The organism is Cupriavidus sp. 01L43, from assembly GCF_056399925.1.
Genome location: NZ_JBFTSH010000011.1, coordinates 1 through 26,525 on the forward strand (window position 1 = coordinate 1; position 26,525 = coordinate 26,525).

Here is a 26,525-nt window from a genome sequence, read left to right on the forward strand (position 1 = left end):
AAAGGGCTACCAGGACGTGCAGCACCGTGTGCCGAAGATCGACAACACGATGGAAGAACTGGGCTGGCAGCCGAAGCTGAACATGGAGCAGGCGCTGCGCCGCATCTTCGAAGCCTACCGCGACAAGGTGGTGGAGGCGCGTACGCTGGTCGACGCCTCGCACTGAGCACGGCATGGCACGCATTGCCCTGAAAGTCGACGTGGACACGCTGCGCGGCACCCGCGAAGGCGTGCCCAAGCTGCTGTCGATGCTCGCCGCCGTGCAGGCGGAGGCCACGTTCCTGTTCAGCCTCGGCCCGGACCACACGGGCTGGGCGCTGCGGCGCGTGTTCCGCCCCGGCTTCCTGAAGAAGGTGTCGCGCACGTCAGTGGTGTCCAACTACGGGCTGCGCACGCTGATGTACGGCGTGCTGCTGCCGGGGCCCGACATCGGCCGCAAGGGCGCCGCCGAGATGCGCGCCGCCGCTGCGGCCGGACACGAGTGCGGCATCCACACCTGGGACCACGTCTACTGGCAGGACAACGTACGCACGCGCGACGCCGCCTGGACTCGCCGCCAGATGCAGCACGCACACCGCCGCTTCGTCGAGGTCTTCGGCACGCCGCCCACCACGCACGGCGCGGCGGGCTGGCAAATGAACGACGACGCCTTCCTGCAGATCGACGACTGGGGCATGGCCTACGCCTCTGACGGACGCGGCACCGCGCCGTACATTCCCACCGTAGCGGGCAAGCCCTGCCGCCACGTGCAGATGCCGACCACGCTCCCCACGCTCGACGAGCTGATCGGCGTGGACGACCTCACCGAGGACAACGTCCACCACGCGCTGCTGCGCCTGACCGAGGGCCCCGGCGATCACATTTTCACGCTCCACACGGAGCTGGAAGGCGGCAAGCTGGCACCCGTGTTCGAGCGCCTGCTGGCCGGCTGGCGCGCGCAGGGCCACGACCTCGTGTCGATGGCCACCTACTACCGCCACCTCGACCGCACCGACCTGCCGCAACTCCCCGTCACCTGGGGCGAGATTGCCGGCCGCAGCGGGGAATTGATCATCCAGCCGTAGGTTTGCGGAGATTAGCCCCCCTAATCTCCGCATATCCTGCGGCGAATAAGTTGCGGATGCGGAGATTAGCAGCCATAATCTCCGCATGAAACGCGGCGATTACACCTATATCTGGCAGGCATCCGGCTGGACGCACTGGCGCTACGACCTCAATGCGCTGGCGCAGCCCATTGCCGACGTCAGCCGTGCCCAAGGCGTGCTGCTTGGGCGCCTGACCGATCTTGGCCTCGCCCTGCGCGATCAGGCCAGCCTGGCCGCGCTCACGGATGATGTGGTCAAGACCAGTGAGATCGAAGGTGAGCACCTGAAGGTGGAATCGGTGCGCTCCTCCATCGCCCGTCGCCTTGGGGTGGACATTGGCGCGCTGGCTCCGGTGGATCGCCATGTCGAGGGCGTCGTGGAAATGGTGCTGGATGCCACGTCCAACAGCATGGCGCCCATGACACGGGAACGCCTGTTCGGCTGGCACGCCGCGCTGTTTCCCACCGGATACTCTGGCCTGTCCTCGATCAACACTGGCCGTTGGCGCGACGACGCCAGGGGGCCGATGCAGGTCGTCTCGGGCCCCATTGGCCGCCAGCGCGTGCATTTCGAGGCGCCGCCGGCCGATCAACTCGAAGACGAGTCCCACCTGTTCCTCAAATGGTTCAATGCAGCGCCCAAGGACCCTCCCCTCATCCGGGCGGGGCTGGGTCACCTGTGGTTCGTCACCATGCACCCGTTCGATGACGGCAACGGGCGCATCGCGCGTGCCATCGGCGACCTGCTGCTCGCGCGCGCCGAGGGCACCTCGCAGCGCTTCTACAGCCTGTCGGCGCAGATCCAGCGCGAGCGCGCGGCCTACTACGACATCCTGGAGCGGACGCAGCGGGGATCGAAGGAGGTGACCGAGTGGCTGACGTGGTTCCTGAACGCCCTCCACCGTGCAGTCGACCACGCCCACCTGAACCTTGACGCGGTACTGGCCAAGGCGCGCTTCTGGCGTCACTGGGCGATGCTGCCGTTGAACGAGCGGCAAGTGAGGCTTCTCAACCGACTGCTCGATGGTTTCGACGGCAAGCTCACCAGCAGCAAGTGGGCGGCCATCGCCAAATGTTCCCCTGACACGGCGCTGCGGGATATCAACGACTTGCTGACGCGCGGCGTGCTGCGAAAAACAGACGGCGGCGGGCGCAGTACCGGTTACGAACTGGAGGACAGGTTCACGAACGCACGCCCCGCGCCAGCCGTAGCCCGTTGAACACCACCAGCAGGCTGGCGCCCATGTCGGCGAACACGGCCATCCACATCGTGCCCAGGCCCATCACGGTCAGTACGAGGAAGACCGCCTTGATGCCCAGCGCCAGCGCGATGTTCTGCTTGAGGATGGCCGCCGTGCGCCGGGAAAGCTGCACGAAGGTGGGGATCTTGCGCAGGTCGTCGTCCATCAGCGCCACATCGGCCGTCTCGATGGCGGTGTCGGTGCCCGCCGCGCCCATGGCGAAGCCGATGTCGGCGCGCGCCAGTGCCGGGGCGTCGTTGATGCCATCGCCCACCATGCCCACGCCGCCGCCGTGCGCCTGCCCGGCCAGCGCCGCGATGGCGTCCGCCTTGTCCTGCGGCAGCTGATTGCCGCGCACCTCGTCGATCCCCACTGCCGCGCCAATCGCCTGCACCGTGTGCGGGTTGTCGCCGGACAGCATCAGCGTCTTCACGCCTAGCGCGTGGAGTGCCTCGATAGCCTGCCGGCTGGTGTCGCGCACCGTATCCGCCACGCCGAACAGCGCCAGCGCGCGCGGGTTCGCCCCATCCGCCCCGGCGGACGCCAGCAGGACGAGCGTCTTGCCCTGCCGCTCGATCGCCTCCAGCCGGGCCTCCAGCGCCGGCGAGCACGCGCCGAGGTCGTGGATCAGGCGATGGTTGCCGAGGAAATACGTCACGCCCGCCACGCTGCCGCGCACGCCCTGCCCCGGCAACGCGGCAAAATCGTCCACGGCGAGCGGGGCGATGCCTTCCGCTTCGGCCGCCACAGCCACGGCCCGCGAGACCGGGTGGTCGGAGCGCGCGGCCAGGCTCGCCGCAATCGCGCGTGCCTGCGGCAGGTCATCCGCCAGCAGGCCGACATCGGTCTGCACAGGCTTGCCGTGCGTGAGCGTGCCGGTCTTGTCGAGTGCCAGCCACTTCAGGTGCTGGCCCTGTTCCAGATAGACGCCACCCTTGATCAGGATGCCGCGCCGCGCGGCGGCGGCCAGCCCGCTGACGATGGTCACCGGCGTGGAGATCACCAGCGCGCACGGGCAGGCAATCACCAGCAGCACCAGCGCCTTGTAGATCCAGTCGAGCCAGGCGCCGCCCAGCAGCAGCGGCGGCACCACCGCCACGGCCACGGCCAGCGCGAACACCACCGGGGTGTAGATGCGCGCGAACTGATCGACAAAGCGCTGCGTGGGCGCGCGGCTGCCCTGCGCGGCCTCCACGGCGTGGATGATTCGGGCCAGCGTGGAATCGCTGGCCGGGGCCGTCACGGTGTATTCGAGTTCGCCGGACTGGTTGATCGAGCCGGCGTACAGCGGATCCCCCACGGTCTTGTCGACCGGCACGCTCTCGCCCGTGATCGGCGCCTGATCCAGCGCGGATTGGCCGCGCAGCACGCGGCCATCGATCGCCACGCGCTCGCCGGGACGCAGCCGCACCACGGCGCCCACGGGCACGTCGCGCGCCGTCACGGCCAGCCAGGTGCCGTCCGGCTGCTGCACGGTGGCCTGTTCGGGCGCCATCGCCATCAGCCCCCGCACGGCGTTGCGCGCGCGGTCCAGCGAGGCGGCCTCGATGCGCTCCGCCAGCGCGAAGAGGACCATCACCATCGCCGCCTCGGGCCACTGGCCGATCAGCATGGCGCCGGTGACGGCGATGCTCATCAGCGCATTGATATTGAGGTTGCCGTGGCGGATGGCGATCCAGCCCTTGCGGTAGACGGCGAGACCCGACACCAGCACGGCGGCCAGCGCCAGCACGGCGGGCGCATACGGCAGGCCCCATTCGAACCAGTGCGCCACCTCGGCGCCCAGCGCCGCCACGCCGGCCAGCGCCAGCGGCCACCAGGGCTTGGGCGCTTCGGGGGCGGCGACCGGCGCATCTGCCTGGGTGTCGGCATTCAGCGGCTGGGCGTGCATGCCGAGCGTGGCAATCGCCTTGACCACGCCGTCAGTCGAATCCAGCGTGTGGTGGACGGTCAGCACGCGCTGCATCAGGTTGAAGTCGAGCGCAGCCACGCCGGCCATGCCGCCAAGCTTGTTGCGGATCAGCGTTTCCTCGGTCGGGCAATCCATGGCCTCGATGCGGTAGGCGGCCGAGCGCGTACCGGCCGGGGCCGCCTTCGGCTTACGGATGGGCGTCGGCATCGACACCGTTGCCGTACCGCAACCGCCGCCACAGCAGGCGTGCTCGGCGGCAGGGGCATGGGCATGCGCATGCCCATGATCGTGGGCATGATCGTGGGCATGATCGTGGTCGTGCGCATGTGCATGAGGCATCACGTGATCGTCGGTATGGCGAGCCATGGCGGTGAGCGTTGGTCTGATATGGATGTCATTGAAGACCCTGTAGTCGCTACAAGGTCAACCCTTCGGGGCGAATCCCCACAGATGACACGGTTGTCACGTGCGCCCGCGCGGCAGCCCCGTATAATCGGCCGCCATGCGTCGCCTGCTCCTCGTCTTTCTCGCCATCCTGCTGCCGATCCAGTTCGCCTGGGCCGGTGCTGCGGCGTATTGCGCCCATGAGGAGCGCATGCCGGCGAACGGCGCCAGTTGGCACATCGGGCATCACAGCCATGTGCATCCCGGCGCCGATGCCCATCAGGACGCCGCCAAGCCGGCCCCGAAACTGCCCGACGCCGACTGCGCCGCCTGCCACTTCCCCGGTTCGCACGGGGTGATCGCGCAGGCCATCCTGCCCGGCAGCTACCATTTCGTCACCGTGCGCTACCTGCCGCGCGTCGCGGGCTTCGGCTCGATTCCCGCCTCCGTCCCAGACCGGCCTCAGTGGTCCCGTCCCGCCTGAGCGGCGAGACGCGGACAATCTCCTCCCTGACTCCTGACGTCTCGCCGATTTTCCCTGTTTGCAACGGTGAAATTCGATGAGAAACCTTGTATTGCCCTGGGCAACGGCCGCCGCTTTGGCGTGGTGCGGCCTCCTGCCCCATGCCGCCGCGCAGATTGCCTTGCCACCTGTGTCGCCGCCTGCCGGCCAGGAGCCACCCGGCCCGCTGACGCTGGAAACCGCGCTGGCGCTGGCCATCGCGCAGAACCCCACGCTCTCCGCCTCGCGCCACGAGCTTGACGCCACCGAAGGCGGCATCACCCAGGCGCGCGTGATACCGAACCCCGAAGTGGCCGTGCTGATGGAAGACACGCGCCAGTCCACCCGCACCACCACGGCGCAGATGAACCTGCCGGTGGAGCTGGGCGGCAAGCGCGCCGCGCGGATCGGCGTGGCCCAGCGCACGCGTGAACTGGCGCAAGCGCAGCTGGAAGCTACGCAAGCCGACCTCCGCGCCAGCGTCATCGGCGCCTTCTTCAACGTGCTGGTGGCCCAGGAGCGCGTGCGGCTGGCAGCGGGTGCCGTCGACATCGCCAGGCRCGGCGCCAACGTGGCCGCGCGCCGCGTGGCGGCCGGCAAGGTCTCGCCGGTGGAAGAAACCAAGGCCGGCGTGGAGTTGGCCAATGCCGAACTCGAGCGCGCCGAGGCCGATGCGGCGCTTGTCTCCGCGCGGCAGGCGCTGGCCACGCTGTGGGGCAACCCGTCGCCCCAGTTCGCCGAAGCGGACGGCAGCCTCGATACGCTGCCCGCGCGCCCGGACGCCCTCGTCCTGCGCGAAGCGCTCGACGCCGCGCCCGCCACCGTGGCCAGCCAGCGCGAACTGGCGCGCCGGCAGGCCGAAATCAACGTGGAGCGCAGCCGCCAGTATCCCGATGTGACGCTGAGCCTTGGCGCCAAGCGCGAAAACGCCTCCGACCGTGGCTACTACCCGGTGCTCGGCGTGGCGATTCCGCTGCCGCTGTTCGATCGCAACCAGGGCAACCTCTACACCGCGATCCGGCAGGCCGACAAGGCGGCGGACACCTATCGCGCCACGCGGCTCCGGCTGGACCACGACCTCCAACAGGCCACCAGCCAGCTCGCCGTCTCGCGCGGCTCAGCGCAGACGCTACGCGACACCGTGCTCCCTGCCGCCCAGCGCGCCTATCAGGCCGCCACGCAGGGCTTCGAGGCCGGCAAGTTCAGCTATCTCGAAGTACTGGACGCCCAGCGCACGCTGTTCCAGGCGCGCATCCGCTATCTCGGCGTGGTGGCCAATGCCTGGCAGGCCGCCACCACGATCGACCGCATTCTCGGCCGCTGACGCGCCGCAAGGATTTCCCATGACCCTCACACGAAAACAAGGCATGGCCATCGCGGCCATCGTCATCGGCGGCCTGATCGCCGCGCTGGCGCTGCTGCTGGTGGGCCGCGAGAGCGGTTCGCATGACGGCCACGGCCACGGCAGCCACAGCGGTCACGGCGATCACGGCGATCACGGCAATCAGGCACCCGCCGCCTCGGCGCCTCAGGCCCCAGCCGCCGCCCCCGGCCTGATCGCCATGACGCCTGAGCAGATCGCCAACGCCAACCTCGTGCTGCGCACGGCCGGCCCGGGCCGCATCCGCAGCACGGTGCAGTTCCCGGGCGAAATCCGCTTCAATGAGGATCGCACCGCCCACGTGGTGCCGCGCGTGGCGGGCGTGGCGGAGGCGGTCGCGGCCAACCTCGGCCAGCGGGTGAAAAAGGGCGACTTGCTGGCGGTTTTCGCCAGCACGCAGTTGTCCGAACTGCGCAGTGAATGGCTGGCCGGCCAGCGCCGGCTGGAGTTGGCGCGCAGCACCTTCGCGCGCGAGAAGCGGCTCTGGGAAGACAAGGTCTCCGCCGAGCAGGACTACCTGGCCGCCCGCACGGCCTTGCAGGAAGCCGAAATCGCCGTGCGCAACGCCACGCAGAAGCTGACCGCCATCGGCGCGAAGCCTTCGTCGGACGGCATCAACCGCTTCGAGCTGCGCGCGCCGTTCGACGGCATCGTGGTCGAGAAACACCTGTCGCTGGGCGAAGCCGTGGGCGCCGACACCGCCGTCTTCACGCTCTCCGACCTGACCACGGTCTGGGCCGAATTCGTGATCGCGCCGAAGGATCTCGGCCACGTGCGGCTCGGGGAGGCGGTGCGCGTCACTTCCACCGCGTTCGACGGCACCGCCGATGGCAAGGTCTCCTACGTGGGCGCCCTGCTCGGCCAGCAGACCCGCACGGCCACTGCCCGTGTGACGCTGGCCAATCCCGAGATGGCCTGGCGCCCCGGGCTGTTCGTCACGGTCAGCGTCAATACGGGCGAAGTGGACGCCCCCGTGGTGATCGAAGCCGAAGCCCTGCAGACCGACGATGGCCACACCCAGGTCTTCGTGGCGGTGCCCGGCGGCTTCGCGGCGCGCACGGTCAAGACCGGCCGCACGGACGGCCAGCGCATCGAGGTCACGGACGGCCTGCCCGCCGGCACGCGCTACGTGGCGGCCAACAGCTTCGTGCTGAAGGCCGAACAGGGCAAGGCTGGCGCCGAGCACGCCCACTGAGCGGAGCGACCACACATGTTCGAACGCATCCTCCGCTTCGCCATCGCCCAGCGCTGGCTGGTCATGCTGGCCGTGCTGGTCATGGCCGCGCTGGGCTTCTACAACTACGGCCGGCTGCCGATCGACGCCGTGCCGGACATCACCAACGTCCAGGTCCAGATCAACACGGCGGCGCCGGGCTACTCGCCGCTCGAGTCCGAGCAGCGCATCACCTATCCGATCGAAACGGTCATGGCCGGCCTGCCGGGGCTGGTGCAGACGCGCTCGCTGTCACGCTACGGGCTGTCGCAGGTCACGGTGATCTTCCGGGATGGCACCGATATCCACTTCGCGCGGCAACTGGTCAGCCAGCGCATCCAGGACGCCCGCGCGCAGCTGCCAGCCGGCGTGGCGCCGCAGATGGGGCCAATCTCGACCGGCCTCGGCGAGATCTATCTGTGGACCGTGGAGGCCGAGCCCGACGCGCGCAAGCCAGACGGCACGCCCTACACCGCCACGGACCTGCGCGAGATCCAGGACTGGCTCATCAAGCCGCAGCTGCGCACCGTGCCGGGCGTGACCGAGATCAACACGATCGGCGGCTTCGCCAAGGAATACCTCGTGGCGCCGAACCCGGAGAAGCTGGCCGCCTTCGGCATGTCGCTCCAGCACGTGGTGCAGGCGCTGGAGCGCAACAACGGCAACGTCGGCGCCGGCTATATCGAGCGGCGCGGCGAGCAGTACCTGGTGCGGGCGCCGGGGCAGGTGAAGTCGATCGACGACATCCGCGATGTGATCGTCGGCACCGCCCAGGGCCAGCCGATCCGCATCCGGGATCTGGCCGATGTCGGCCTGGGCCGGGAGTTGCGCACCGGCGCGGCCACCGACAACGGCCGCGAGGTAGTGCTCGGCACGGTCTTCATGCTGATTGGCGAGAACAGCCGCGCCGTGTCGCGCGCGGTGGATGCGCGCATGGTGGCGATCAACAAGTCGCTGCCGGCCGGCGTGCGGGCGGTGACGGTCTACGACCGCACCGTGCTGGTCGACAAGGCCATCGCCACGGTCAAGAAGAACCTGCTGGAAGGCGCCGCGCTGGTGGTGGCGGTGCTGTTCCTGTTCCTCGGCAACCTGCGCGCGGCGCTGATCACGGCGATGGTGATCCCGCTGTCGATGCTGTTCACGTTCACCGGCATGGTGGCGGCCGGCATCAGCGCCAACCTGATGAGCCTGGGCGCGCTGGACTTCGGCATCATCGTCGATGGCGCGGTGGTCATCGTCGAGAACTGCGTGCGGCGGCTGGCCCATGCGCGGCAGGCCGCCGGACGGCCGCTGACGCGTGCCGAGCGCTTCGAGGAGGTGTTCGCGGCGGCGCGGGAGGCGCGGCGGCCGCTGGTCTTCGGCCAGCTCATCATCATGATCGTCTACGTGCCGATCCTGGCGCTGACGGGCGTCGAGGGGAAGATGTTCCACCCGATGGCGAACACCGTGGTGCTGGCGCTGCTGGGCGCGCTGATCCTGTCGGTGACCTTCGTGCCGGCCGCCGTGGCGCTGTGCATTGGCGACCGCGTGGCGGAGAAGGAGAACCGCGTGATGGGCTGGGCGCGCCGCTGGTACGCGCCGGCGCTGTCGCACGCGCTGGCCAATACGCCGGTGGTGCTGACCGGCGCCGTGGTGGCCGTGCTGCTGAGCGGGCTGGTGGCCACGCGGCTCGGCAGCGAGTTCATCCCCAACCTGAATGAGGGCGACTTCGCCGTGCAGGCGCTGCGCATTCCAGGCACCAGCCTGACGCAGTCGGTGGCGATGCAGCAGCAGATCGAAACCCGGCTCAAGGCGAAGTTTCCCGAGGTGGAGCGCGTGTTCGCGCGCACGGGCACGGCCGAGATCGCGGCGGACCCGATGCCGCCCAACATCTCGGACGGCTACATCATGCTCAAGCCGCGCGACCAGTGGCCCGATCCATCCCGCTCGTACGACGCGCTGCGCACGGCCATGTCAGCCGAACTGGAGCAGCTGCCCGGCAACCGCTACGAGTTCTCGCAGCCGATCCAGCTCCGCTTCAACGAGTTGATCTCTGGCGTGCGCAGCGACGTGGCGGTGAAGCTCTATGGCGACGACAACGCCGTGCTGGCCGCCACCGCCCAGCGCATCGCCGAGGTGCTGCAACGCGTGCCCGGCGCCGCCGAGGTCAAGGTGGAGCAGACCTCCGGGCTGCCGGTGCTCACGGTAGACATCGACCGCGCGCGCGCCGCGCGCTACGGCCTGAACATGGCCGATGTGCAGGAAACCGTGGCAATTGCCGTGGGCGGGCGGGAGGCCGGCCTGTTCTACCAGGGCGACCGCCGCTTCAATATCGGCGTGCGGCTGCCGGAAGGGATTCGTGCCGACGTGGAGGCGCTGCGGCGCCTGCCGATTCCGCTGCCGGCCGCGGAAACCAAGGGCGCCGAGGTGCGCACGAGCTACATCCCGCTGGGCGAGATCGCCACGCTGGAGATTGCGCCGGGGCCGAACCAGGTATCGCGCGAAAACGGCAAGCGGCGCATCGTGGTCAGCGCCAACGTGCGCGGGCGCGATGTCGGCAGCTTCGTGCCGGAGGCGATGAGCGCCGTCGAGCGTGGGGTGACGGTGCCGGCCGGCTACTGGATTGCCTGGGGCGGCACGTTCGAGCAGCTGCAATCGGCCACGCAACGGCTCGCCATCGTGGTACCGCTGGCGTTGCTGCTGGTCTTCGGGTTGCTGTTCGCCATGTTCGGCAATCTGCGCGACGGCCTGCTGGTCTTCACCGGCATTCCGTTCGCGCTGACGGGCGGCGTGCTGGCGCTCTGGCTGCGTGGCATGCCGCTGTCGATCTCGGCGGCGGTGGGGTTTATCGCGCTGTCTGGCGTGGCGGTGCTGAACGGGCTGGTGATGCTGTCGTTCATCCGCACCCTGCGGGACGGCGGCCAGCCACTGGACGCGGCGGTCACAACCGGCGCCCTGACCCGCCTGAGGCCCGTGCTGATGACGGCGCTGGTGGCCTCGCTGGGTTTCGTGCCGATGGCCATCGCCACCGGCACGGGCGCCGAGGTGCAGCGCCCCGTGGCCACGGTGGTAATCGGCGGCATCCTGTCATCGACGGCGCTGACGCTGCTTGTCCTCCCGGTGCTGTACCGGTGGGCGCATCGGCGCGGGGGATTGGGCGCCACCGGGCCTGCTCTTAGTGCTCGCAGTTGACCATCCAGCTCATGCCGAACTTGTCGACGAGCATGCCGAATCCTTCGGCCCAGAATGTCTTCTGGTATGGCATGAGCACCTTTCCGCCTTCGGCCAGCGCCTCGAAGATGCGCTTGCCTTCCGCGTTGGGCACGTAGCCCACGGACAGCATGAAGCCCGAGAAGGGATACGGCTCGCCTTCCCTGCCGTCCGAGGCCATGATCTGGCTGTCGCCGATCTGGATGTTGGCGTGCATCACCTTGTCCCCCCAGGCCGGCGAGGCGGGCGCCTCTCCGGGCGGCGCTTCCTTGTAGCGCATCAGGAACGTCACCTTGGCGTCGAGCACCTTGCCGTAGAACGCCATCGCCTCGTCGAAACGGCCACCAAAATCGAGATACGGTTGTACCTGCATATCGGTCTCCTTTACGTCACGTGGGTTGCCCAGATCCGGGCGCCGTCAATTATGCGCCGGCCTTGCTGCCGGTCAACGCGTCCGGAAAGTCGATCTCGAACTCGGTCTGTACCGCATCGCTGCGCACGGTGACGCTGCCGCCATGCAGCCGCATGATGGTATCGACGATGGCCAGCCCCAGCCCCGTGGAGGTGGCTGAATTGCGGCGCGACGGGTCGGCGCGGTAGAAGCGCCCGAACAGGTGCGGCAACGACTCCGGCGCGATGGCCGGGCCGTCGTTGGCCACGCGGATGTCGGTAAAGCCCGGCCGACCGCGCCCCACCGCCACGCGCACGGTGCTGCCGGCCGGCGCGTGGCGCAGGGCGTTGTCGAGCAGGTTGATGATGGCGCGCCGCAGCAGCGTGCGGTCGGCCGTGACCGTGGCGACGCCCGACACGGCCAGCGTGACGTCGCGGTCGGCGGCCACGGCCTCGAAGTACTCGGCCACCTTGTCCAGTTCGGCGCGGGCGTCGAGTTCGCATGCCCCCAACGCCACCTGCGCGTTGTCCGCGCGGGCCAGGAACAGCATGTTCTCGATCATCCGCGCCAGCCGCTCGTATTCCTCCAGGTTCGATTCGAGCAGCGATTCGTACTCGGCCGGGCTGCGGCGTTGGGCCAGCGTGACCTGCGTCTGTCCCACGAGGTTGCTGATCGGCGTGCGGAAGTCGTGGGCCAGATCGGCCGAGAATGCCGAGAGCCGCGTGAAGCTGTCCTGCAGCCGCGCCAGCATGCCGTTGAGGGCGCCGGCCAGTTCGCGCAGCTCCTCGGGCGCGCCGCCCACGTCCAGCCGCGTAGCCAGCCGGCTGGTGGTCACCGCCGCCGCGTCGCCGGCCATGCGGCGCAGCGGCCTTAGGCCCCGGCGCGCCAGCAGGTAGCCCAGCGCCGCCGCCACCAGCGCGCCGCACAGCACCGCGCCCAGTAGCTGGCTGCGGTATTCGCTCATCAGCGCCACGCGGTAGCCGGCATCGCTGAGCACGATGATCTCCACGGCGCGGTCGGTATTGCCCAGCACGCCCAGCGCCGCCATGCCGCGCGACGGCACGCCGTTGCGCGGATACCAGGTCTGGAGCATGCCCTTGTCCGGCGCGGCGTTAGCCGGCAGCACGCGCAGCGGCGGCACCGACTCGTTGCGCGGATTCAGCGTGATCAGCGGCTCGCCCTGCCGCGTGCGCACCACGAGGATCAGGCCCTCATGGCCCATGGCGATATCGGCAAAGCGGTGGGTGTCGGCACGGATATCGGCTTCGTCGCCCACCTCGCGCAGCAAGTGGCGCACGAGCAGGATCTCGCCAACCAGTTCGCTCTCGTCGCGCGCCTGGAGCTGGCTGTCGAGCGCGCTGGAGAGGTAGGCGGCCACGCCGACCAGGATCAGCGCCGTGGTCAGGCCATAGGCCAGCGCCAGCCGCGTGGTCAGGGACGCCGTGAGGGAAACCGGGAGCGCGCCGGAGAGGCGGCCCAGCATTCGTCGCCAGCGACGCGCCATCGCCGCTCAGCCCTCGTCCGATTCGTCGAGCACGTAGCCCATGCCGCGACGCGTGTGGATCAGCTTGCGTGGGAACGGGTCGTCCACCTTGGCGCGCAGCCGGCGGATGGACACATCCACCACATTGGTATTGCTGTCGAAGTTCATGTCCCAGACCTGGGAGGCGATCAGCGAGCGCGAGAGCACCTCGCCCCGGCGCCGCGCCAGCAGTTGCAGCAGCGCGAATTCCTTCGATGTGAGATCGATCTTCTGCCCGGCACGCGAGACGCGGCGCCGGATCGCATCGATCTGGAGATCGGCCACTTCCATGAACTCGCTCTCGCGCAGCGGCCCGCGCCGCAGGATGGTGCGGATGCGCGCCACCAGTTCCGCGAAGGCGAACGGCTTGACCATGTAGTCGTCGGCGCCCAGTTCCAGGCCCTTGAGGCGGTCGGACAATTCGTCGCGAGCGGTCAGGCAGAGCACTGGGGTGTCCTTGTCGCGGCGCAGTTCGCGCAGCACCTGCCAGCCGTCCATGCCGGGCAGCATCACGTCGAGGACGATCAGGTCGTAGTGCTGCTCGCGTGCGTGGCCCAGGCCGTCCACGCCGTCGCGGGCGAGATCGGCCACGAAGCCTGATTCCGTGAGGCCCTTGAGCAGGTAGTCGCCGGCCTTGGGTTCGTCTTCAACAATCAGGATGCGCATGGGAATTCACTGACAACAGCCATGGGTTGCGGGGGGAATCCACGACACTAGCCGAGGTTGGTACGCAATGGGCGAAGATTGCAGGAATGTCATCTTGGCGCCAGCGTTCTGACGGGTGGAATCCCAGTACAATGCGGGCTGCCATGATGAAAGGACGCCACCTGTGCGTCCCGTCTGGCGCGCCGCCCCCAAGATCCCGCAATGAAACGCCTGCCTGCCCTCTCCCTGCTGTGCCTTGCCCTGTCCACCCTGCCCGTTTCCGGCGCCAGCGCGGCGGTCATGGACTCCAGCGTAGCGGAAGTGGCCGGTTTGTCGATGTCGGAACGGCATGTGGCCATCAAGGCCGAGGCCGAAGCCGCCATCGCCAACACGGAAGCGGCCCAGTGCACCGAGGCGACCAGCGCGGCCAACCTGCCGGCGCCCCTGCCCGTGCTCGCGGAACTGCCGCGTGTGGCGCTTGAGCATCATCGACACTCAGTGCCGATGGCCTCGCCGGCGGCGTTCGCGACCTCAGCGGCCTACGTCCCGCTGCCGGTCGAGCGCCCGGCCCCTCACTGCTGAACCCTGCCCGCGTGGCGCTTAGTCCACGCGATAAAAATCGATCGACTGCCCCGCGTTGACTGCGCGCTGGAGCCAGTCGGGATATTCGCCGGTACCGTCCCACGTCTGCCCCATCGCATTGCGGTAGAGCACCCGTACGCGCGCAACTTCGGGTTGGGCGGCGATGGTGGGGGGTACGTCGGTTTCCACGGTGACGGCGTCGCCGTCTTCGCTATCGGCAAAGCAACCTGCTTCGACCAGATCGTCGAACGTCAGGCCATGGCGATCCATTTGCTCGCGGATCCACGCTACCGCGGCTAGTTTGGCTGCATCAGACTCGGACATGACTATCGTGCGGCGCCCGCCGCAAGATGGGCGGGCTGGTGAAAGACCTTTTTGGGGGAATGGCCCTGAACGGCTGGGCCAGTACGGATTCTACAGGGTGTTTGCTCCGCCCCCGCCGCATTTCGTGCGGCGGCACATCGTCACACCGCTGGAATTGCTGCATGACAGCATTGTCATGGATGGGTCATCTTGGCGTCGGGGGCCCGCTTCTAGACTGCCTGCCATGGTCGCCATCAGCCCGGTGCGCGTCGTCAAGAACGGCGCCACGCAGCGCGGCCCAACGCAGTTTCCCGCCTCCCTGGGACACGCAACGGAGTCTCACTATGCCTTCCATCCGACAAACCATCCGACAAACCATCGCCTACGCCGCGCTGGCCGCCACACTGGCCGGCACCGCCGGTCTCGCCAACGCCGCGCCGCGCTCGACCGACCCGTTCACCGACGGGGCCCGTGTGGGTGCGCGCGATGTCTATTCCGACGGCGCCCGCGCCGTGCACGACACCCGCAGCCCGTTCGTGGACGGTGCGTTCAGCGCTACCGGCCCGCGTGACGCGTTCGACAGCGGCGCCTGATCGACACCCCTCCCTCCCGCGCAGGCGGCTTCAGCCCGCCTGCTCCACGCCGGGAAATTGCGACGCGGGCATCGGGCGGCCCAACAGGTAGCCTTGCAGCGCGTCGCAGCCCAGATCGGCAAGGAAGGTCCGCTGCGCGGCCGTTTCCACACCTTCCGCCACTACCTGCAGTTTCAGCGTGCGGCCCAGCGCCACGATGGCGGACACGATGGCCGCATCCTCCGTATCCTCCGCAAGATCCCGCACGAAGCCACGATCGATCTTCAGCTCGCTGGCCGGAATCCGCTTCAGGTGCAGCAGGCTCGAATACCCCGTACCGAAATCATCGATGGCGATGCGCACGCCCATGTCGTCCAGTTGCGTGAGGATGGCCAGGCTGGCCTCCACGTCGCGCATGGCCGTGGACTCCGTGATCTCCAGCGTCAGGCAGGCCGGCGGCACGCCGTGGCACGCCAGCGCCTCCCCTACCGACTCGACCATGCCGGCATGGCAAAACTGCAGCGCCGACAGGTTGACCGCCATCGACCAGCTCGTATGGCCCAGCGCGTGCCACTCGGCCAGTTGGCGGCACGCCTCGTCGAGCACCCAGGCACCAATCGGCACGATGGCGCCGGTCTTCTCCGCCAGCGTGATGAACTGGTCCGGCATCAGCATGCCGTGCGCGGGATGGTTCCAGCGCAGCAGCGCCTCCGCGCCGACCAGCTCGCCGCCCGCCGCTGCGAACTTGGGCTGGTAGTGCAGCTGTAGCTGCCCGTGCTTGAGCGCGCCGCGCAGATCCTGGATCAGCGCCTGCTGGGTGCGCGCCTGGTGATTCATCGAGCGTTCGAAGAAGCAGTACGCGTTGCGGCCGGCGGCCTTGGCGTGATACATCGCCGCGTCCGCGTTGGACATCAGCGCGTCCTGGTCCTGCCCATCCGCCGGATGCAGGGCGATGCCGATGCTGCCCGAGACATGCAGCGCATGGCCGGCCACCTGCACGGTCTCGCGCAGCGCTTCCAGCAGCCCTTCGGCGATCACGCCGGCGTCCTCGGGTTCGTCGATGCGCACCAGCAACACGAATTCGTCGCCGCCCACACGCGAGATGGTGTCATCGGCGCGCACCGCCGAGCGCAGCCGCCGGGCGATTTCCACCAGCAGGCCGTCCCCCACGTGATGGCCGTAGGTATCGTTGACGCCCTTGAATCCGTCGAGATCGACGAACAGCACGGCAAAGCGCGCATGCTGGCTGGCGCCGGCCTGGATGGCCTGCGCGAAGCGGTCGTCCAGCAGCGCGCGGTTCGGCAGATGGGTGAGCTTGTCGTGCAGGGCGAGGAATTCGAGTTCCTTATTCGCCACGCCGAGCGCCTGTGCCAGCATGGCGGTGCGCATTTCCAGCCGCATGTCGAGGACCGACGTAATCAGCGCCACCGCCAGCACGCAGACCGTGACGACGAGGATGGGCAGCGCCAGCGAGCCGCTGTCCACGCCGTCCCGGGCCGCGCCGCACACGCTGCCGAGCGGAAACTGGGCCGCTGCCATGCCCGTGTAGTGCATGGCGGCGATGGCCCCGCCCATCACCACGGCGGCGCCGAGGCGCAACTGGTGGATGCGCGGCATGTTCCGGCGCAGCCGGAAGGCAATCCACAACGCCACGCCGGACGCCACCACCGCGATCCCAATCGACAGCACGAACAGCCACGGCACGTACTGGATGCCCGGCTGCATGCGCAGCGCGGCCATGCCGGTGTAGTGCATGCTGGCCACGGCGGCGCCGAGCACCAGCGCGCCCATCACCAGCCGGCGGCGAGGCAGGTGTTCCTGGCAGACCAGTTTCAGCGCGAAGGCCGAGGCGACGATGGCAATCAACAGCGAGCCCACCGTGATGGCGGGGTCGTAGCCCAGTGGAATCGGCAGCCGGAAGGCCAGCATGCCGACGAAATGCATCGACCAGATGCCCAGCCCCATGGCAACCGCGCCGCCGGCCAGCCACATATGGGCATAGCGTCCGCGCGCAGTGGCGATACGGCCGGCCAGGTCCAGCGCGGTATAGGACGCGAGGATGGCCACCAACAGGGAAAACAAGACGAGAAGCGCGTCGTAGCTCGGGGAAATCATGGTGGCGCGTGACGAAGCAGTGGCTTGGAGAGCCGGAATTCTGAGGGGTGGCGCCGCGCGAGCGTGCAATTCCCGTTATCAGTAAGGTTATCGGCGGATGGAGGCCAGACTTTAGCGGGATTGCGCTAGGCCCGCCTCCCCCGTTTTCCCTGCTTGCGCGCTGATATCCGACCTGTACCCGGCTTGCGCCCCGCTTGCCGAGGGCTTGACACGAGGCCGACCCGGCGCGCCCGCCGTCCGACAATTCCTACATCCCAATCGGCGCCCGCCGGAATGGCTGCGCCCAGTGCCCCGCCTATTCTTGAGTCGTGGCGGAAGCGCCGCATCGCAAATCAGCAAGACCTAGGCAATGCGACGCGGCCCGCGGAATGCAGGAGAGCAACCATGTGGAAACGACTGGCTGGCGCGCTCGCGGTGGGCGCATGCTGTTGGGCCTTCTCGGGCTGCACGGCAACCGGCGCCGTCGCGGGCGGCGTCGTTGGACACGAAGCGACCAACGGCAGCGCGCTAGGCACCGTGGGTGGTGCCGTGGTGGGTGGCGTGATTGGCCACGAGCTTGGCAAGTAACGCTGCAAGTAACGGATTGATGAAGTAACGTTTTCCGCGGTCTGGATGGCGGGCAGGGTCGTCCAGGCTAGCGCGGCATATGCTTGAAGATGGGAAGGATATGCCGCCGCGCGCCGCGCCATGAGCATCGGCTGTTGTGTTTTTCAACGATGAGCGGACGTTTTCATCGCTGAAAGGCATCGCGGCACACAACGATGTCAGATCTCCCCGATCGTCATGGCGCGGCCGTGGGAAACCCTGCAATGAGAAAGCCCCGGCGCGTGTGCACCGGGGCTTTTTCTTTTCCCGCTTTTCTCGATACTGCTTTCGACACTGCTTTCGACACGCCTCTCGCGTTCCCGCGCGATAGGACTAGTACGACTTCGGCAACCCCAGCACCCGCTCGGCGATATGGCACATGATCAGTTGGGCGCTGACCGGCGCGATGCGCGGGATGTACGACTCGCGCAGGTAGCGCTCCACGTGGTATTCCCGCGCATAGCCCATGCCGCCCAGCGTCAGCACGGCGGTCTGGCAAGCCTGGTGCGCGGCCTCGGCGGCCAGGTACTTGGCGGCGTTGGCCTCGGCGCCGCACGGCTTGCCGTTGTCGTAGAGCCAGGCGGCCTTCCACACCATCATGTCGGCGGCTTCCAGCGCCATCCACGCCTGCGCCAGCGGATGCTGGATGCCCTGGTTCTGGCCGATGGGCCGGCCGAATACGATGCGCTCGCGGGCGTAGCGGGTGGCGGCCTCCAGCGCAGCGCGGCCCAGTCCCACGGCTTCGGCGGCAATCAGGATGCGCTCCGGGTTCAGGCCATGGAGGATGTACTCGAAGCCCCTGCCCTCCTCGCCGATGCGGTCCGCCGCCGGCACCATCAGGCCGTCGATAAACAGCATGTTCGAGTCCACGGCGCCCCGGCCCATCTTGTCGATCTCGCGCACCTCGATGTGCTCGCGGTCCAGCGCCGTGTAGAACAGGCTCAGGCCCTGCGTGGGCTTGGCGACGGACTCCAGCGGCGTGGTGCGCGCCAGCAGCAGCATGCGCGTGGCCACCTGCGCCGTGGAGATCCAGATCTTGCGGCCATCCACGCGATAGGCGCGGCCGTCCGCCGTGCGCACCGCCTGCGTCTTCAGGTGGGTGGTATCGAGCCCCGCGTCCGGCTCGGTCACGGCGAAGCAGGCCTTCTCCTGCCCGGCGATCAGCGGCGGCAGCGCGGCCGCCTGCTGGGCCTCGGTGCCGAACACCACCACCGGGTTCAGGCCGAACACGTTCATGTGGATGGCGGACGCGCCCGAGAATCCCGCCCCGGACGCCGACACGGTCTGCATGATCAGCGCCGCCTCGGTAATGCCCAGCCCCGCGCCGCCGTACTGCTCCGGCATGGCAATGCCGAGCCAGCCCGCGCCGGCCATCGCCTTGTGGAACGCCTCGGGAAACGCGTGGCGCTGGTCCAGCCCGGCCCAGTAGTCGGGGCCGAAGTCGCTGCATAGCTGGCTGACGGCCTCGACGATGGCGTTCTGTTCAGGTGTCCTTTCGAAGTTCATCGGCGTCTCGCGTTATTCCGGCTGGATGCCGGCGTCCTTCACCAGCTTGGTCCACTTGACCAGCTCGCCCGCCACGAAGCCGGCGAACTGCTGCGGGGTCTGACCGAAGGCCTCGAAGCCCAGCGCCTCGAAGCGCGGCGCCACCTCCTTGCTCGACGCAATGCGCGACAGCTCGCGATTGACCCGCTCGACGATCGGCTGCGGCGTCTTGGCCGGCGCGAACACGCCGTTCCACGATGTGATGTCGAAGCCCTTCATCTCCGGCGTATCGGCAATCGGCGGCAGGTCCGGCAGCAGGCGGCTGCGCTGCGCGGTGGTCACGGCCAGCGCGCGCATCTTGCCGGCCTTCACGTTGGCGATGCCGGCGGCCACGTCGACGAACATCATCGGCACCTGGCCGGCAATCACGTCGGTCATGGCCGGCGGTGTGCTTTTATAAGGCACGTGCAGCAGGTCCAGCTTGGCCAGACGCGAGAACGTGGCGCCGGAGACGATGCCAGTGCTGTTGCCGCTGGCGTAGGACATGCCCGGATGCGCCTTGGCATAGGCAATCAACTCGCCCACCGTCTTCACCGGCAGCTTGGGATTGATCACCAGCATGAACGGCAGGTTGCCCATGCGGCCGACCGGCGTGAAGTCCTTGATCGGGTCGTAGGGCAGCTTCTTCATCAGCGACGGATTGGCCGAATGCGTGGTGTTGGTGGTCATGAACAGCGTGTAGCCGTCCGGGGCCGCCTGCGCCACCAACTCCGCTGCGATGGCGCCATTGGCGCCGGGGCGATTGTCGACCACCACGTTCTGGCCGAGCGCATCGCCCAACTCCTTGGCCGTGATGCGCGCCACGGCATCGGTGCCGCTGCCGGCCGCAAACGGCACGACGAGGCGGATCGGGCGGCTAGGCCAGTTATCGGCAGCCCGGACGGCGGGGGCAAACGACAGCGTTGCCAGCGCGGGCAACGCCACGATGGCGGCGGCAAGCACGCGCCGCGCACGGAAAGTCGGCATGGAGGTCTCCTCGGGTTCTTATATATAGGCAGGCGGCGCGGATTCAGGCGGGACGGATGACGCGGTCCGGCGATTCCTCGTAAGGCGGGGCGTAGACCACGAGCAGCTTGACGGGCTCGTCGCTGATCACCGTGAAGACGTGCATCGCTTCGGCGGGAAAGAAGCAGCAGTCCCCGGGGCCCAGTTCCTGGGACTGTCCGTTGACTTCGGCCCGCGCACGGCCTTCCAGCACATAGCAGACCTGTTCGATGCCCGGGTGCGCGTGGGGCAGCGCGCCCTTGCCGCGTTCGATGGTGCCGTGGATGACTTCGAGTTGGGTGGCGCCGACGTTCTCGCGCCCGATGATGCGGCGGTTCAGCGTGCCGACGTGATTGGCGGGGTGGTAGCCGGCAACGTCCTCGGTGCGGACGAAGTACACCGGCCCGGATGCGGGTGAAGCTTGGGTCATAAAGGGCTTGTCTCCAACAGGGAATGACATCGGTCGCCGCGTGGCATTACGGGCGCCTGTTTTCATGTTTGTGAAACTGATTTTATGCCCATGAAAAACGAAGTCAACTAGGGGATGGCCCTTGGGTGTGGCGCGGGTGCACATCGCATTCATGAAATTGAGGCACGAATGAAGTGCATGGACCGAAATTATGTCGCCGCAGGCAAATGCTAGGATGCCAGCCATAACGACACCTATCCAAAAGGAGACAACCCCATGAAACTCAGCCATCTCGCCTGCACTGCCTTGCTCGCCTGCACCGCCATCGTGGGTACGGCTTCGGCCCAGTCCTACCCGCAACGCCCGGTTCGCCTGATCGTGCCCTACGCGCCCGGCGGCAGCGCCGACATCGCCGCGCGCCTGATCTCGGAAGCCTGGTCGAAGAGCCTCGGCGGCACCCTCGTGGTGGAGAACCGCGCCGGTGCGGGCGGCAATATCGGCGTGGATGCCGTCGCCAAGTCGCCGGCGGATGGCTACACCATCGGCCTGCAAACCGTCTCGCTGGCCATCAACCCGGGCCTGTTCCCGCGCATGCCGTATGACACGCTGAAGGATCTGGCCCCGATCGGCATGGTGGCCAGCTCGCAGCACGTGCTGGTGGTCAACAACAAGGTGCCGGCCAAGAATCTGCAGGAACTGATTGCGCTGGCCAAGGCGTCGCCGGGCAAGCTGACCTACGGCTCCGCCGGCAATGGCAGCACCTTCCATATGTCGGCGGAACTGTTCAAGTCCGTCGCCAATGTGTCGATCGTCCACGTGCCCTATCGCGGCGGCGGCCCGGCCCTGGTGGACACCATCGCCGGACAGGTCGACATGAGCTTCCCGGTGATTTCCGCCGCCCAGCAGCACGTGCAGGGCGGCAAGTTGACCGCGCTGGCGGTGACCGGCGCCAAGCGCTCGGCCCTGCTGCCGAATGTGCCGACCGCCGCCGAAGCCGGCCTGCCCGACTACCAGTTCGAGACGTGGTTCATGGTCTTCGCCCCGACCGGCACGCCCAAGCCCATCATCGACAAGCTCAACGCCTCGCTGAACAGCGCGCTGGCCGCGCAGGCCACCAAGGAGCGGATGGTCAAGGAAGGCTTCGAGCCCACCCCGACCACGCCGGAAGCCGCCCGCCAGCGCCTGGAGCGCGAAATGCCGATGTGGGCCAAATTGATCAAGCAGCGCGGCATCACCGCCGAATGACCGAAGCAGAGAACGTAGCGATGACTTCCCGAACCCTATACAACAAGCTGGTGGACTCCCACACCGTCGCCCGGATCGATGAGGACAACGTCCTCCTGTTCTGCGACCTGCATCTGATGAACGAGTACACCAGCCCGCAGGCCTTTGCCGGCCTGCACGAGCAAGGGCGCGGCGTGCTGGTCCCGGGGCAGAATGTCTCGGTCGTCAGTCATATCATCCCGACCCATCCCACGGTGATCCGCGTGATTGCGGACCCGGCGTCGGCGCTACAGGCGACCAACCTGCGCGATAACTGCACCCGCCACGCGATTCCGCTGTTCGACACCAATGACCGCCTGCAGGGCATCGAGCACGTGGTGGCGCCCGAGCACGGCATGATCCGGCCCGGCATGGTGGTGATCTGCGGCGACAGCCACACCACCACCTATGGGGCGCTGGGGGCGCTGGGCTTTGGCATCGGCACGTCCGAGGTCGAGCATGTGCTGGCCACCCAGACGCTGGTCTACCGGATGGCGAAGACCATGCGCATCCGTGTGGATGGCAAGCTGCCGGTGGGCACCACGGCCAAGGACCTGATCCTCAAGATCATCGCCCGCATCGGCGCGCAGGGCGCGCGCGGCTATGTGGTGGAGTACTGCGGCACCGCGATTCGTGACCTGAGCATCGAGGCGCGCTTCACGCTGTGCAATATGACCGTGGAAGCCGCCGCGCGCGGCGCGCTGATCGCCCCGGACGACGCCGCCATCGACTACGTGCTGCGCCGAGCAGCCGATATGGACGAGGCGCAGCGCATCGCCGCCCGCCAGTACTGGGACACGCTGAAAAGCGATGCCGACGCCACCTTCGACATGGAGTACGTGTTCGATGCCAGCGACATCGAGCCCTACGTCACCTGGGGTACCAGCCCGGACCAGGCGCTGCCGGTGTCTGGCCACATCCCCTTCCCCGAAGACCAGATGGACGATGCCGAGCAGCGCTCGGTGGCACGCGCCCTGGCCTACACCCACCTGACGTCTGGCGCGGCGCTGGAAGGCACGCCGATCCAGCACGTGTTCATCGGCTCCTGCACCAATGGCCGCATCGAGGACCTGCGCGCGGTGGCCAGCGTGGTACGCGGCAAGCACGTGGCGCAAGGCGTGCGGGCGATGGTCGTGCCGGGCTCCGGCACGGTGAAGGCGCAGGCCGAACGCGAGGGGCTGGCCGACATCCTGACCGCCGCCGGCTTCGAATGGCGCCAGCCGGGCTGCTCGATGTGCCTGGCGATGAATGACGATGTGCTGGCCGACGGCGTGCGCTGCGCCTCCACGACCAACCGCAACTTCGAAGGCCGCCAGGGGCGCGGCGCCATCACCCACCTGATGAGCCCGGCCATGGCCGCCGCCGCCGCCATCACCGGCACGATTACCGATGTCCGCAAGCTGGAGCTTTCCCATGTCTGATTTCGCACACCTTACCGGCAAGGGCGCAGCCATCCGCTTCGAGAACCTCGACACGGACCAGATCATCCCCAAGCAGTTCCTGCGCGGCATCGACAAGGCCGGCCTGGCCCAGGGCGTGCTCTACGACCACCGCTTCGACGCCGCCGGCCAGCCGCGCCCCGATTTCGTGCTGAACCGGCCCGAATACGCCGGCACCCGCATCCTGGTGGGCGGCGCCAACTTCGGCTGCGGTTCCAGCCGCGAGCACGCGGTGTGGGGGCTCCAGCAGTTCGGCGTGCAGGCGGTGATCGCGCCGAGCTTCGGCGAGATCTTCTACTCGAACGCGATGAACAATCGCCTGCTGCTGGTGATGCTGCCCCGGGACGTGATCGAGCAGTTGATGAACGATGTCGATGCCGACAGCGACAACGTCATCACCATCGACGTCGACGCCATGCGGGTGCGCACCCCGGCTGGCGAATACCCGTTCGACCTGTCCGCGCGGCACCGCCGCATGTTCCTGGAGGGGCTGGACATGATCGGCCTGTCCCTGAAGCAGCGCGGCGAGGTCGAGCAGTTTGCCGCGCGCTACTGGTCGGCATTCCCCTGGACCAAGGACGTCGCCCGGCGCACCCGGGATCGCCTCTCCGAGGTCTGAAATAAAAATCTTTCGGATGAACGCCACCCAAACGGGTGGAACCTGTCTGCATACGGCCCGTGATGAACGGGCCGTTTTGCATTTCGGAATCGATATGGGGACCAGGCAGGCGGCACTATAAGCGCCGCTTTCACCATTTTCCACGCCGACAATGTATTAAGGCAGAGACAATCTCGATACGTTCACCGTGTCTGTGTCGGGCCAGCAACGCAAATTGCAATGGGAATTGTTCGCATTTATATTCCGCCAGCCCGCCAGATAGATGCCCCTCCCGCAGCCGAACCCCGCGCAATCGCGCCCGGCGGCTGAGGACGGATCGGGCCCGACCGCGGAGGAGCGAATGGACCTGACAATGATTCGCCGTACCCCCGTGGCCACCGCACTTGTGGCCCTGTTCGCCGCCCCCGCCGCCCCCGCTGCGTTCGCGCAGCAGGCCCCCACGCCTCCGGCCGCCACGGCCGCCCCAGCCGCCCCTGCTGCCACCGAAAGCGCGCCGACCACGCTGCGCGAAGTCACGGTCCAGGGCTCGGCGGCGCGCGACGACTTCAATGCGTCCGGCAGCCAGCTGTCCAAGCTGCCCGCCGACCTGCGCGACGTGCCCCAGTCCGTCACCATCGTGAACCAGGCGCTGATGCAATCGCAGGGCGTCAGCTCGCTGACCGATGCGCTGCGCAACGTCCCCGGCATCACCATCGGCGGCGCGGAAGGCGGCCAGATCGGCAACAACATCAACCTGAACGGCTTTTCGGCGCGCACCGACATCTACCTCGATGGCTTCCGTGACCGTGGCCAGTACTACCGCGACACCTTCGCGCTGGATCAGGTGGAAGTGCTGATGGGCCCCTCGTCGATGCTGTTCGGGCGCGGCTCCACCGGCGGCGTGATCAACCAGGTCACCAAGAAGCCGTCCCTGAAGGCCGCCACCGAGGTCAGCGGCTCCGTCACCACCAACGGACTGGTGCGTGCCACCGCTGACGTGAACACGCCCACCGGCGACACCTCGGCCTTCCGCATCTCCGCGATGGCGCAGGACGGCAAGCCGAGCACGCGCGACGAGATGACCGTGCAGGACTTCGGCATCGCGCCGTCGTGGCGCTATGGCATCGGCACGTCCACGCAGATCACGCTGTCCGCGCTGCTCCAGCACAACGAGGACATGCCCGATTACGGCCTGCCGGCCATCAACGGCCATCCGGTGAAGGTGGACCGGGACACGTTCTACGGCTTCAACAACGACCACACGCGGCAGAACATCGCCTCGCTGTCGGCGGGCATCGACCACAAGTTCTCGCCCAACCTGCGCCTGCGCAACCAGACCGCGTTCAACTACGTGGAAACGGACGCCCGCGAGACCGCGCCGAACGCCGTCGGCTCCATCAACGCGGCGGGCGCCTTTACCGCGCTGACCACCACCAACCTGCCGCTGTCGCAGCTCTACGTGCGCCAGCAGAGCCACGACCGCAACATCCGCGACTACTCGATCTTCAACCAGACCGAGCTGACCGCCACCTTCGAAACTGGGTCGATCAAGCACACGCTGCTCACGGGCGTGGAACTGGGCCACGACGGCTACAACAACCAGAACTACTACCGGAACGGCAGCTGCGGCAGCACGCCGCTGAACCCGCCGGCCACCGCTACGGCTGCCGCCGGCACCTCGGGCTTCGTGGCCTGCACGCCGGTGGTCGATCCGGTGTACCGGGACTCCCCGGGCAACGTGCCGACCGCCACCGGCAACCTGCAGGGCGGCTCGGCCAACACCGTCGCCGTGTACGCCAACGACGCCATCGAATTCACAAAACAGTGGAAGGCGGTGGCGGGCCTGCGCTATGACCGCTACATCGCCAGCATCAGCAACTCGGTGAACGCCACCAACACACGGGGCAACACGGCGCTGGCCAACGCCGACCAGACCGTCAACTTCACCAGCGTGCGGCTGGGCGGCATCTGGCAGCCTACGGAGCAGCAGTCGTACTACCTCTCGTATGGCACGTCGTTCAACCCGTCGCTGGAGCAGCTGGTGGGCACGGTGGGCCAGCAGTCGCTGGACCCCGAGAAGAACAAGTCCTACGAGGCCGGCGGCAAGTGGGACCTGCTGAACGGCAACCTCTCGGTCACCTCGGCCCTCTTCCGCATCACCAAGGACAACGCGCGCAGCCAGATCGACGCCACCACCTACGCGCTGGCCGGCAAGATCCAGGTGGACGGCTTCCGCGCCGGCGTCACCGGCCGCATCACGCCGAAGTGGCAGGTCTTTGCCGGCTACACCTACCTCGACGCCGAGATCAAGAACGGCATCGCGGCGGGCACGCAGGGGAAGGTGCCGACCAACACGCCCAAGCACACCGCCACGGCATGGACCAGCTACGCCGTGCTGCCAAGCTGGGAAGTGGGCGGCGGCGCGTTCTATATGTCCGAGCGCTACGCCAACAACACCAACACCGTGCAGGTGGGCGGCTTCGTGCGCTGGGACGGCATGATCGCCTTCCACCAGCCGAAGTACGATGTGCGCCTGAATCTCTTCAACATCTTCGACAAGAAGTATTACGATGCGCTGATCCAGTCGGATGGCGGCCGGTCGGTGCCGGGCACGGGCCGTACCGCCATGCTGTCGCTCACCTATCGCATGTAAACGCCGGCGGGGC

22 protein-coding genes and 1 pseudogene are annotated in these 26,525 nt (G+C 67.9%); 14 read left to right on the plus strand and 9 right to left on the minus strand.

The window, feature by feature from the left end; all coding sequences use genetic code 11:
* The 3 genes and pseudogenes from AC1DP9_RS18125 to AC1DP9_RS18135 all read left to right on the plus strand — a co-directional run.
* Positions 1 to 166: pseudogene (locus AC1DP9_RS18125) on the plus strand (bifunctional UDP-4-keto-pentose/UDP-xylose synthase); the annotation flags it as partial.
* 7 nt (positions 167 to 173) lie between these two features.
* Entirely contained in the window at positions 174 to 1,064 is an 891-nt protein-coding gene (locus AC1DP9_RS18130) for a polysaccharide deacetylase family protein (RefSeq protein WP_477108114.1), read from the plus strand.
* Positions 1,065 to 1,149: 85 nt separating this feature from the next.
* Positions 1,150 to 2,304: a Fic family protein gene (locus tag AC1DP9_RS18135; protein ID WP_477108115.1), complete on the plus strand. Its 1,155-nt coding sequence runs from the start codon at positions 1,150 to 1,152 to the stop codon at positions 2,302 to 2,304.
* Here AC1DP9_RS18135 and AC1DP9_RS18140 read toward each other — a convergent pair.
* Positions 2,267 to 4,603: a heavy metal translocating P-type ATPase gene (locus AC1DP9_RS18140; RefSeq protein WP_477108116.1), complete on the minus strand. Its 2,337-nt coding sequence runs from the start codon at positions 4,601 to 4,603 to the stop codon at positions 2,267 to 2,269. The two genes, AC1DP9_RS18135 and AC1DP9_RS18140, sit on opposite strands and share 38 nt — an antisense overlap.
* Positions 4,604 to 4,739: 136 nt before the next feature.
* Between AC1DP9_RS18140 and czcI the strand changes: the two genes are divergently transcribed.
* The 4 genes from czcI to AC1DP9_RS18160 all read left to right on the plus strand — a co-directional run bounded on the left by czcI (position 4,740) and on the right by AC1DP9_RS18160 (position 10,888).
* Complete coding sequence (czcI, locus tag AC1DP9_RS18145; protein WP_477108117.1) at positions 4,740 to 5,105, plus strand: cation efflux protein, CzcI family; 366 nt, start codon at positions 4,740 to 4,742, stop codon at positions 5,103 to 5,105.
* A 76-nt stretch (positions 5,106 to 5,181) separates the two neighbouring features.
* The gene (locus tag AC1DP9_RS18150) at positions 5,182 to 6,447 is read left to right on the plus strand and encodes a TolC family protein (protein ID WP_477108118.1); all 1,266 of its coding nucleotides are present in this window, start codon (positions 5,182 to 5,184) and stop codon (positions 6,445 to 6,447) included.
* A gap of 19 nt (positions 6,448 to 6,466) precedes the next feature.
* Positions 6,467 to 7,699: an efflux RND transporter periplasmic adaptor subunit gene (locus AC1DP9_RS18155; protein WP_477108119.1), complete on the plus strand. Its 1,233-nt coding sequence runs from the start codon at positions 6,467 to 6,469 to the stop codon at positions 7,697 to 7,699.
* 15 nt (positions 7,700 to 7,714) lie between these two features.
* On the plus strand, positions 7,715 to 10,888 hold the full coding sequence (locus AC1DP9_RS18160; RefSeq protein ID WP_477108120.1) for an efflux RND transporter permease subunit: 3,174 nt from the start codon (positions 7,715 to 7,717) through the stop codon (positions 10,886 to 10,888).
* On the opposite strand, the gene AC1DP9_RS18165 is transcribed toward AC1DP9_RS18160, so the two are convergent.
* The 3 genes from AC1DP9_RS18165 to AC1DP9_RS18175 are packed head-to-tail and all read right to left on the minus strand — an operon-like array spanning position 10,872 to position 13,485.
* Positions 10,872 to 11,279, minus strand: a complete 408-nt coding sequence (locus tag AC1DP9_RS18165) for a VOC family protein (protein ID WP_441593438.1) — start codon at positions 11,277 to 11,279, stop codon at positions 10,872 to 10,874. The genes AC1DP9_RS18160 and AC1DP9_RS18165 overlap by 17 nt on opposite strands.
* A gap of 49 nt (positions 11,280 to 11,328) precedes the next feature.
* Complete coding sequence (locus AC1DP9_RS18170) at positions 11,329 to 12,780, minus strand: heavy metal sensor histidine kinase (RefSeq protein WP_477105896.1); 1,452 nt, start codon at positions 12,778 to 12,780, stop codon at positions 11,329 to 11,331.
* Between the two features lie 27 nt (positions 12,781 to 12,807).
* Entirely contained in the window at positions 12,808 to 13,485 is a 678-nt protein-coding gene (locus AC1DP9_RS18175; RefSeq protein WP_092299922.1) for a heavy metal response regulator transcription factor, read from the minus strand.
* Positions 13,486 to 13,686: 201 nt separating this feature from the next.
* Here AC1DP9_RS18175 and AC1DP9_RS18180 point away from each other — a divergent pair, with 201 nt between their 5' ends.
* Positions 13,687 to 14,046, plus strand: coding sequence for a hypothetical protein (locus AC1DP9_RS18180; RefSeq protein ID WP_477108121.1), 360 nt, complete (start codon positions 13,687 to 13,689; stop codon positions 14,044 to 14,046).
* 18 nt (positions 14,047 to 14,064) lie between these two features.
* Here the strand turns inward: AC1DP9_RS18180 and AC1DP9_RS18185 are convergent, their stop codons facing one another.
* Positions 14,065 to 14,370, minus strand: a complete 306-nt coding sequence (locus tag AC1DP9_RS18185; protein WP_092299916.1) for an H-NS family nucleoid-associated regulatory protein — start codon at positions 14,368 to 14,370, stop codon at positions 14,065 to 14,067.
* Between the two features lie 323 nt (positions 14,371 to 14,693).
* On the opposite strand from AC1DP9_RS18185, the gene AC1DP9_RS18190 reads away from it, so the two are divergent.
* Positions 14,694 to 14,942: a copper resistance protein CopQ gene (locus AC1DP9_RS18190; RefSeq protein WP_092299913.1), complete on the plus strand. Its 249-nt coding sequence runs from the start codon at positions 14,694 to 14,696 to the stop codon at positions 14,940 to 14,942.
* Between the two features lie 30 nt (positions 14,943 to 14,972).
* On the opposite strand, the gene AC1DP9_RS18195 is transcribed toward AC1DP9_RS18190, so the two are convergent.
* Entirely contained in the window at positions 14,973 to 17,036 is a 2,064-nt protein-coding gene (locus tag AC1DP9_RS18195; RefSeq protein ID WP_477108122.1) for a putative bifunctional diguanylate cyclase/phosphodiesterase, read from the minus strand.
* Positions 17,037 to 17,420: 384 nt separating this feature from the next.
* Here AC1DP9_RS18195 and AC1DP9_RS18200 point away from each other — a divergent pair, with 384 nt between their 5' ends.
* Positions 17,421 to 17,603, plus strand: coding sequence for a glycine zipper 2TM domain-containing protein (locus AC1DP9_RS18200; protein ID WP_092299907.1), 183 nt, complete (start codon positions 17,421 to 17,423; stop codon positions 17,601 to 17,603).
* 351 nt (positions 17,604 to 17,954) lie between these two features.
* Here the strand turns inward: AC1DP9_RS18200 and AC1DP9_RS18205 are convergent, their stop codons facing one another.
* From AC1DP9_RS18205 to AC1DP9_RS18215, 3 genes are read right to left on the minus strand one after another with little or no spacing between them, the layout of a single operon-like run.
* On the minus strand, positions 17,955 to 19,127 hold the full coding sequence (locus AC1DP9_RS18205) for an acyl-CoA dehydrogenase family protein (protein ID WP_477108123.1): 1,173 nt from the start codon (positions 19,125 to 19,127) through the stop codon (positions 17,955 to 17,957).
* A gap of 12 nt (positions 19,128 to 19,139) precedes the next feature.
* The gene (locus AC1DP9_RS18210; protein ID WP_477108124.1) at positions 19,140 to 20,132 is read right to left on the minus strand and encodes a Bug family tripartite tricarboxylate transporter substrate binding protein; all 993 of its coding nucleotides are present in this window, start codon (positions 20,130 to 20,132) and stop codon (positions 19,140 to 19,142) included.
* Between the two features lie 43 nt (positions 20,133 to 20,175).
* Complete coding sequence (locus AC1DP9_RS18215) at positions 20,176 to 20,580, minus strand: cupin domain-containing protein (RefSeq protein ID WP_477108125.1); 405 nt, start codon at positions 20,578 to 20,580, stop codon at positions 20,176 to 20,178.
* Positions 20,581 to 20,835: 255 nt separating this feature from the next.
* Between AC1DP9_RS18215 and AC1DP9_RS18220 the strand changes: the two genes are divergently transcribed.
* From AC1DP9_RS18220 to AC1DP9_RS18235, 4 genes are all read left to right on the plus strand, one after another.
* Positions 20,836 to 21,804: a tripartite tricarboxylate transporter substrate binding protein gene (locus tag AC1DP9_RS18220; RefSeq protein ID WP_477108126.1), complete on the plus strand. Its 969-nt coding sequence runs from the start codon at positions 20,836 to 20,838 to the stop codon at positions 21,802 to 21,804.
* Between the two features lie 20 nt (positions 21,805 to 21,824).
* On the plus strand, positions 21,825 to 23,243 hold the full coding sequence (gene leuC, locus AC1DP9_RS18225) for a 3-isopropylmalate dehydratase large subunit (RefSeq protein WP_477108127.1): 1,419 nt from the start codon (positions 21,825 to 21,827) through the stop codon (positions 23,241 to 23,243).
* Positions 23,236 to 23,880 carry a 3-isopropylmalate dehydratase small subunit gene (gene leuD / locus AC1DP9_RS18230; protein WP_477108128.1) on the plus strand — a complete coding sequence of 215 codons (645 nt, stop codon included), beginning with the start codon at positions 23,236 to 23,238 and terminating at the stop codon, positions 23,878 to 23,880. The genes leuC and leuD overlap by 8 nt, the downstream gene beginning before the upstream one ends.
* Before the next feature lie 352 nt (positions 23,881 to 24,232).
* On the plus strand, positions 24,233 to 26,512 hold the full coding sequence (locus tag AC1DP9_RS18235) for a TonB-dependent receptor (RefSeq protein WP_092299983.1): 2,280 nt from the start codon (positions 24,233 to 24,235) through the stop codon (positions 26,510 to 26,512).
* The last annotated feature ends 13 nt before the right edge of the window (positions 26,513 to 26,525 follow it).

Coding starts and splice junctions, on each gene's coding strand:
- AC1DP9_RS18130 (WP_477108114.1), top strand. CDS start 174: ATGGCACGCATTGCCCTGAAAGTCGACGTGGACACGCTGCGCGGCACC.
- AC1DP9_RS18135 (WP_477108115.1), top strand. CDS start 1,150: ATGAAACGCGGCGATTACACCTATATCTGGCAGGCATCCGGCTGGACG.
- AC1DP9_RS18140 (WP_477108116.1), bottom strand. CDS start 4,603: ATGGCTCGCCATACCGACGATCACGTGATGCCTCATGCACATGCGCAC.
- czcI (WP_477108117.1), top strand. CDS start 4,740: ATGCGTCGCCTGCTCCTCGTCTTTCTCGCCATCCTGCTGCCGATCCAG.
- AC1DP9_RS18155 (WP_477108119.1), top strand. CDS start 6,467: ATGACCCTCACACGAAAACAAGGCATGGCCATCGCGGCCATCGTCATC.
- AC1DP9_RS18160 (WP_477108120.1), top strand. CDS start 7,715: ATGTTCGAACGCATCCTCCGCTTCGCCATCGCCCAGCGCTGGCTGGTC.
- AC1DP9_RS18165 (WP_441593438.1), bottom strand. CDS start 11,279: ATGCAGGTACAACCGTATCTCGATTTTGGTGGCCGTTTCGACGAGGCG.
- AC1DP9_RS18170 (WP_477105896.1), bottom strand. CDS start 12,780: ATGCTGGGCCGCCTCTCCGGCGCGCTCCCGGTTTCCCTCACGGCGTCC.
- AC1DP9_RS18175 (WP_092299922.1), bottom strand. CDS start 13,485: ATGCGCATCCTGATTGTTGAAGACGAACCCAAGGCCGGCGACTACCTG.
- AC1DP9_RS18180 (WP_477108121.1), top strand. CDS start 13,687: ATGAAACGCCTGCCTGCCCTCTCCCTGCTGTGCCTTGCCCTGTCCACC.
- AC1DP9_RS18185 (WP_092299916.1), bottom strand. CDS start 14,370: ATGTCCGAGTCTGATGCAGCCAAACTAGCCGCGGTAGCGTGGATCCGC.
- AC1DP9_RS18190 (WP_092299913.1), top strand. CDS start 14,694: ATGCCTTCCATCCGACAAACCATCCGACAAACCATCGCCTACGCCGCG.
- AC1DP9_RS18195 (WP_477108122.1), bottom strand. CDS start 17,036: ATGATTTCCCCGAGCTACGACGCGCTTCTCGTCTTGTTTTCCCTGTTG.
- AC1DP9_RS18200 (WP_092299907.1), top strand. CDS start 17,421: ATGTGGAAACGACTGGCTGGCGCGCTCGCGGTGGGCGCATGCTGTTGG.
- AC1DP9_RS18205 (WP_477108123.1), bottom strand. CDS start 19,127: ATGAACTTCGAAAGGACACCTGAACAGAACGCCATCGTCGAGGCCGTC.
- AC1DP9_RS18210 (WP_477108124.1), bottom strand. CDS start 20,132: ATGCCGACTTTCCGTGCGCGGCGCGTGCTTGCCGCCGCCATCGTGGCG.
- AC1DP9_RS18215 (WP_477108125.1), bottom strand. CDS start 20,580: ATGACCCAAGCTTCACCCGCATCCGGGCCGGTGTACTTCGTCCGCACC.
- AC1DP9_RS18220 (WP_477108126.1), top strand. CDS start 20,836: ATGAAACTCAGCCATCTCGCCTGCACTGCCTTGCTCGCCTGCACCGCC.
- leuC (WP_477108127.1), top strand. CDS start 21,825: ATGACTTCCCGAACCCTATACAACAAGCTGGTGGACTCCCACACCGTC.
- leuD (WP_477108128.1), top strand. CDS start 23,236: ATGTCTGATTTCGCACACCTTACCGGCAAGGGCGCAGCCATCCGCTTC.
- AC1DP9_RS18235 (WP_092299983.1), top strand. CDS start 24,233: ATGATTCGCCGTACCCCCGTGGCCACCGCACTTGTGGCCCTGTTCGCC.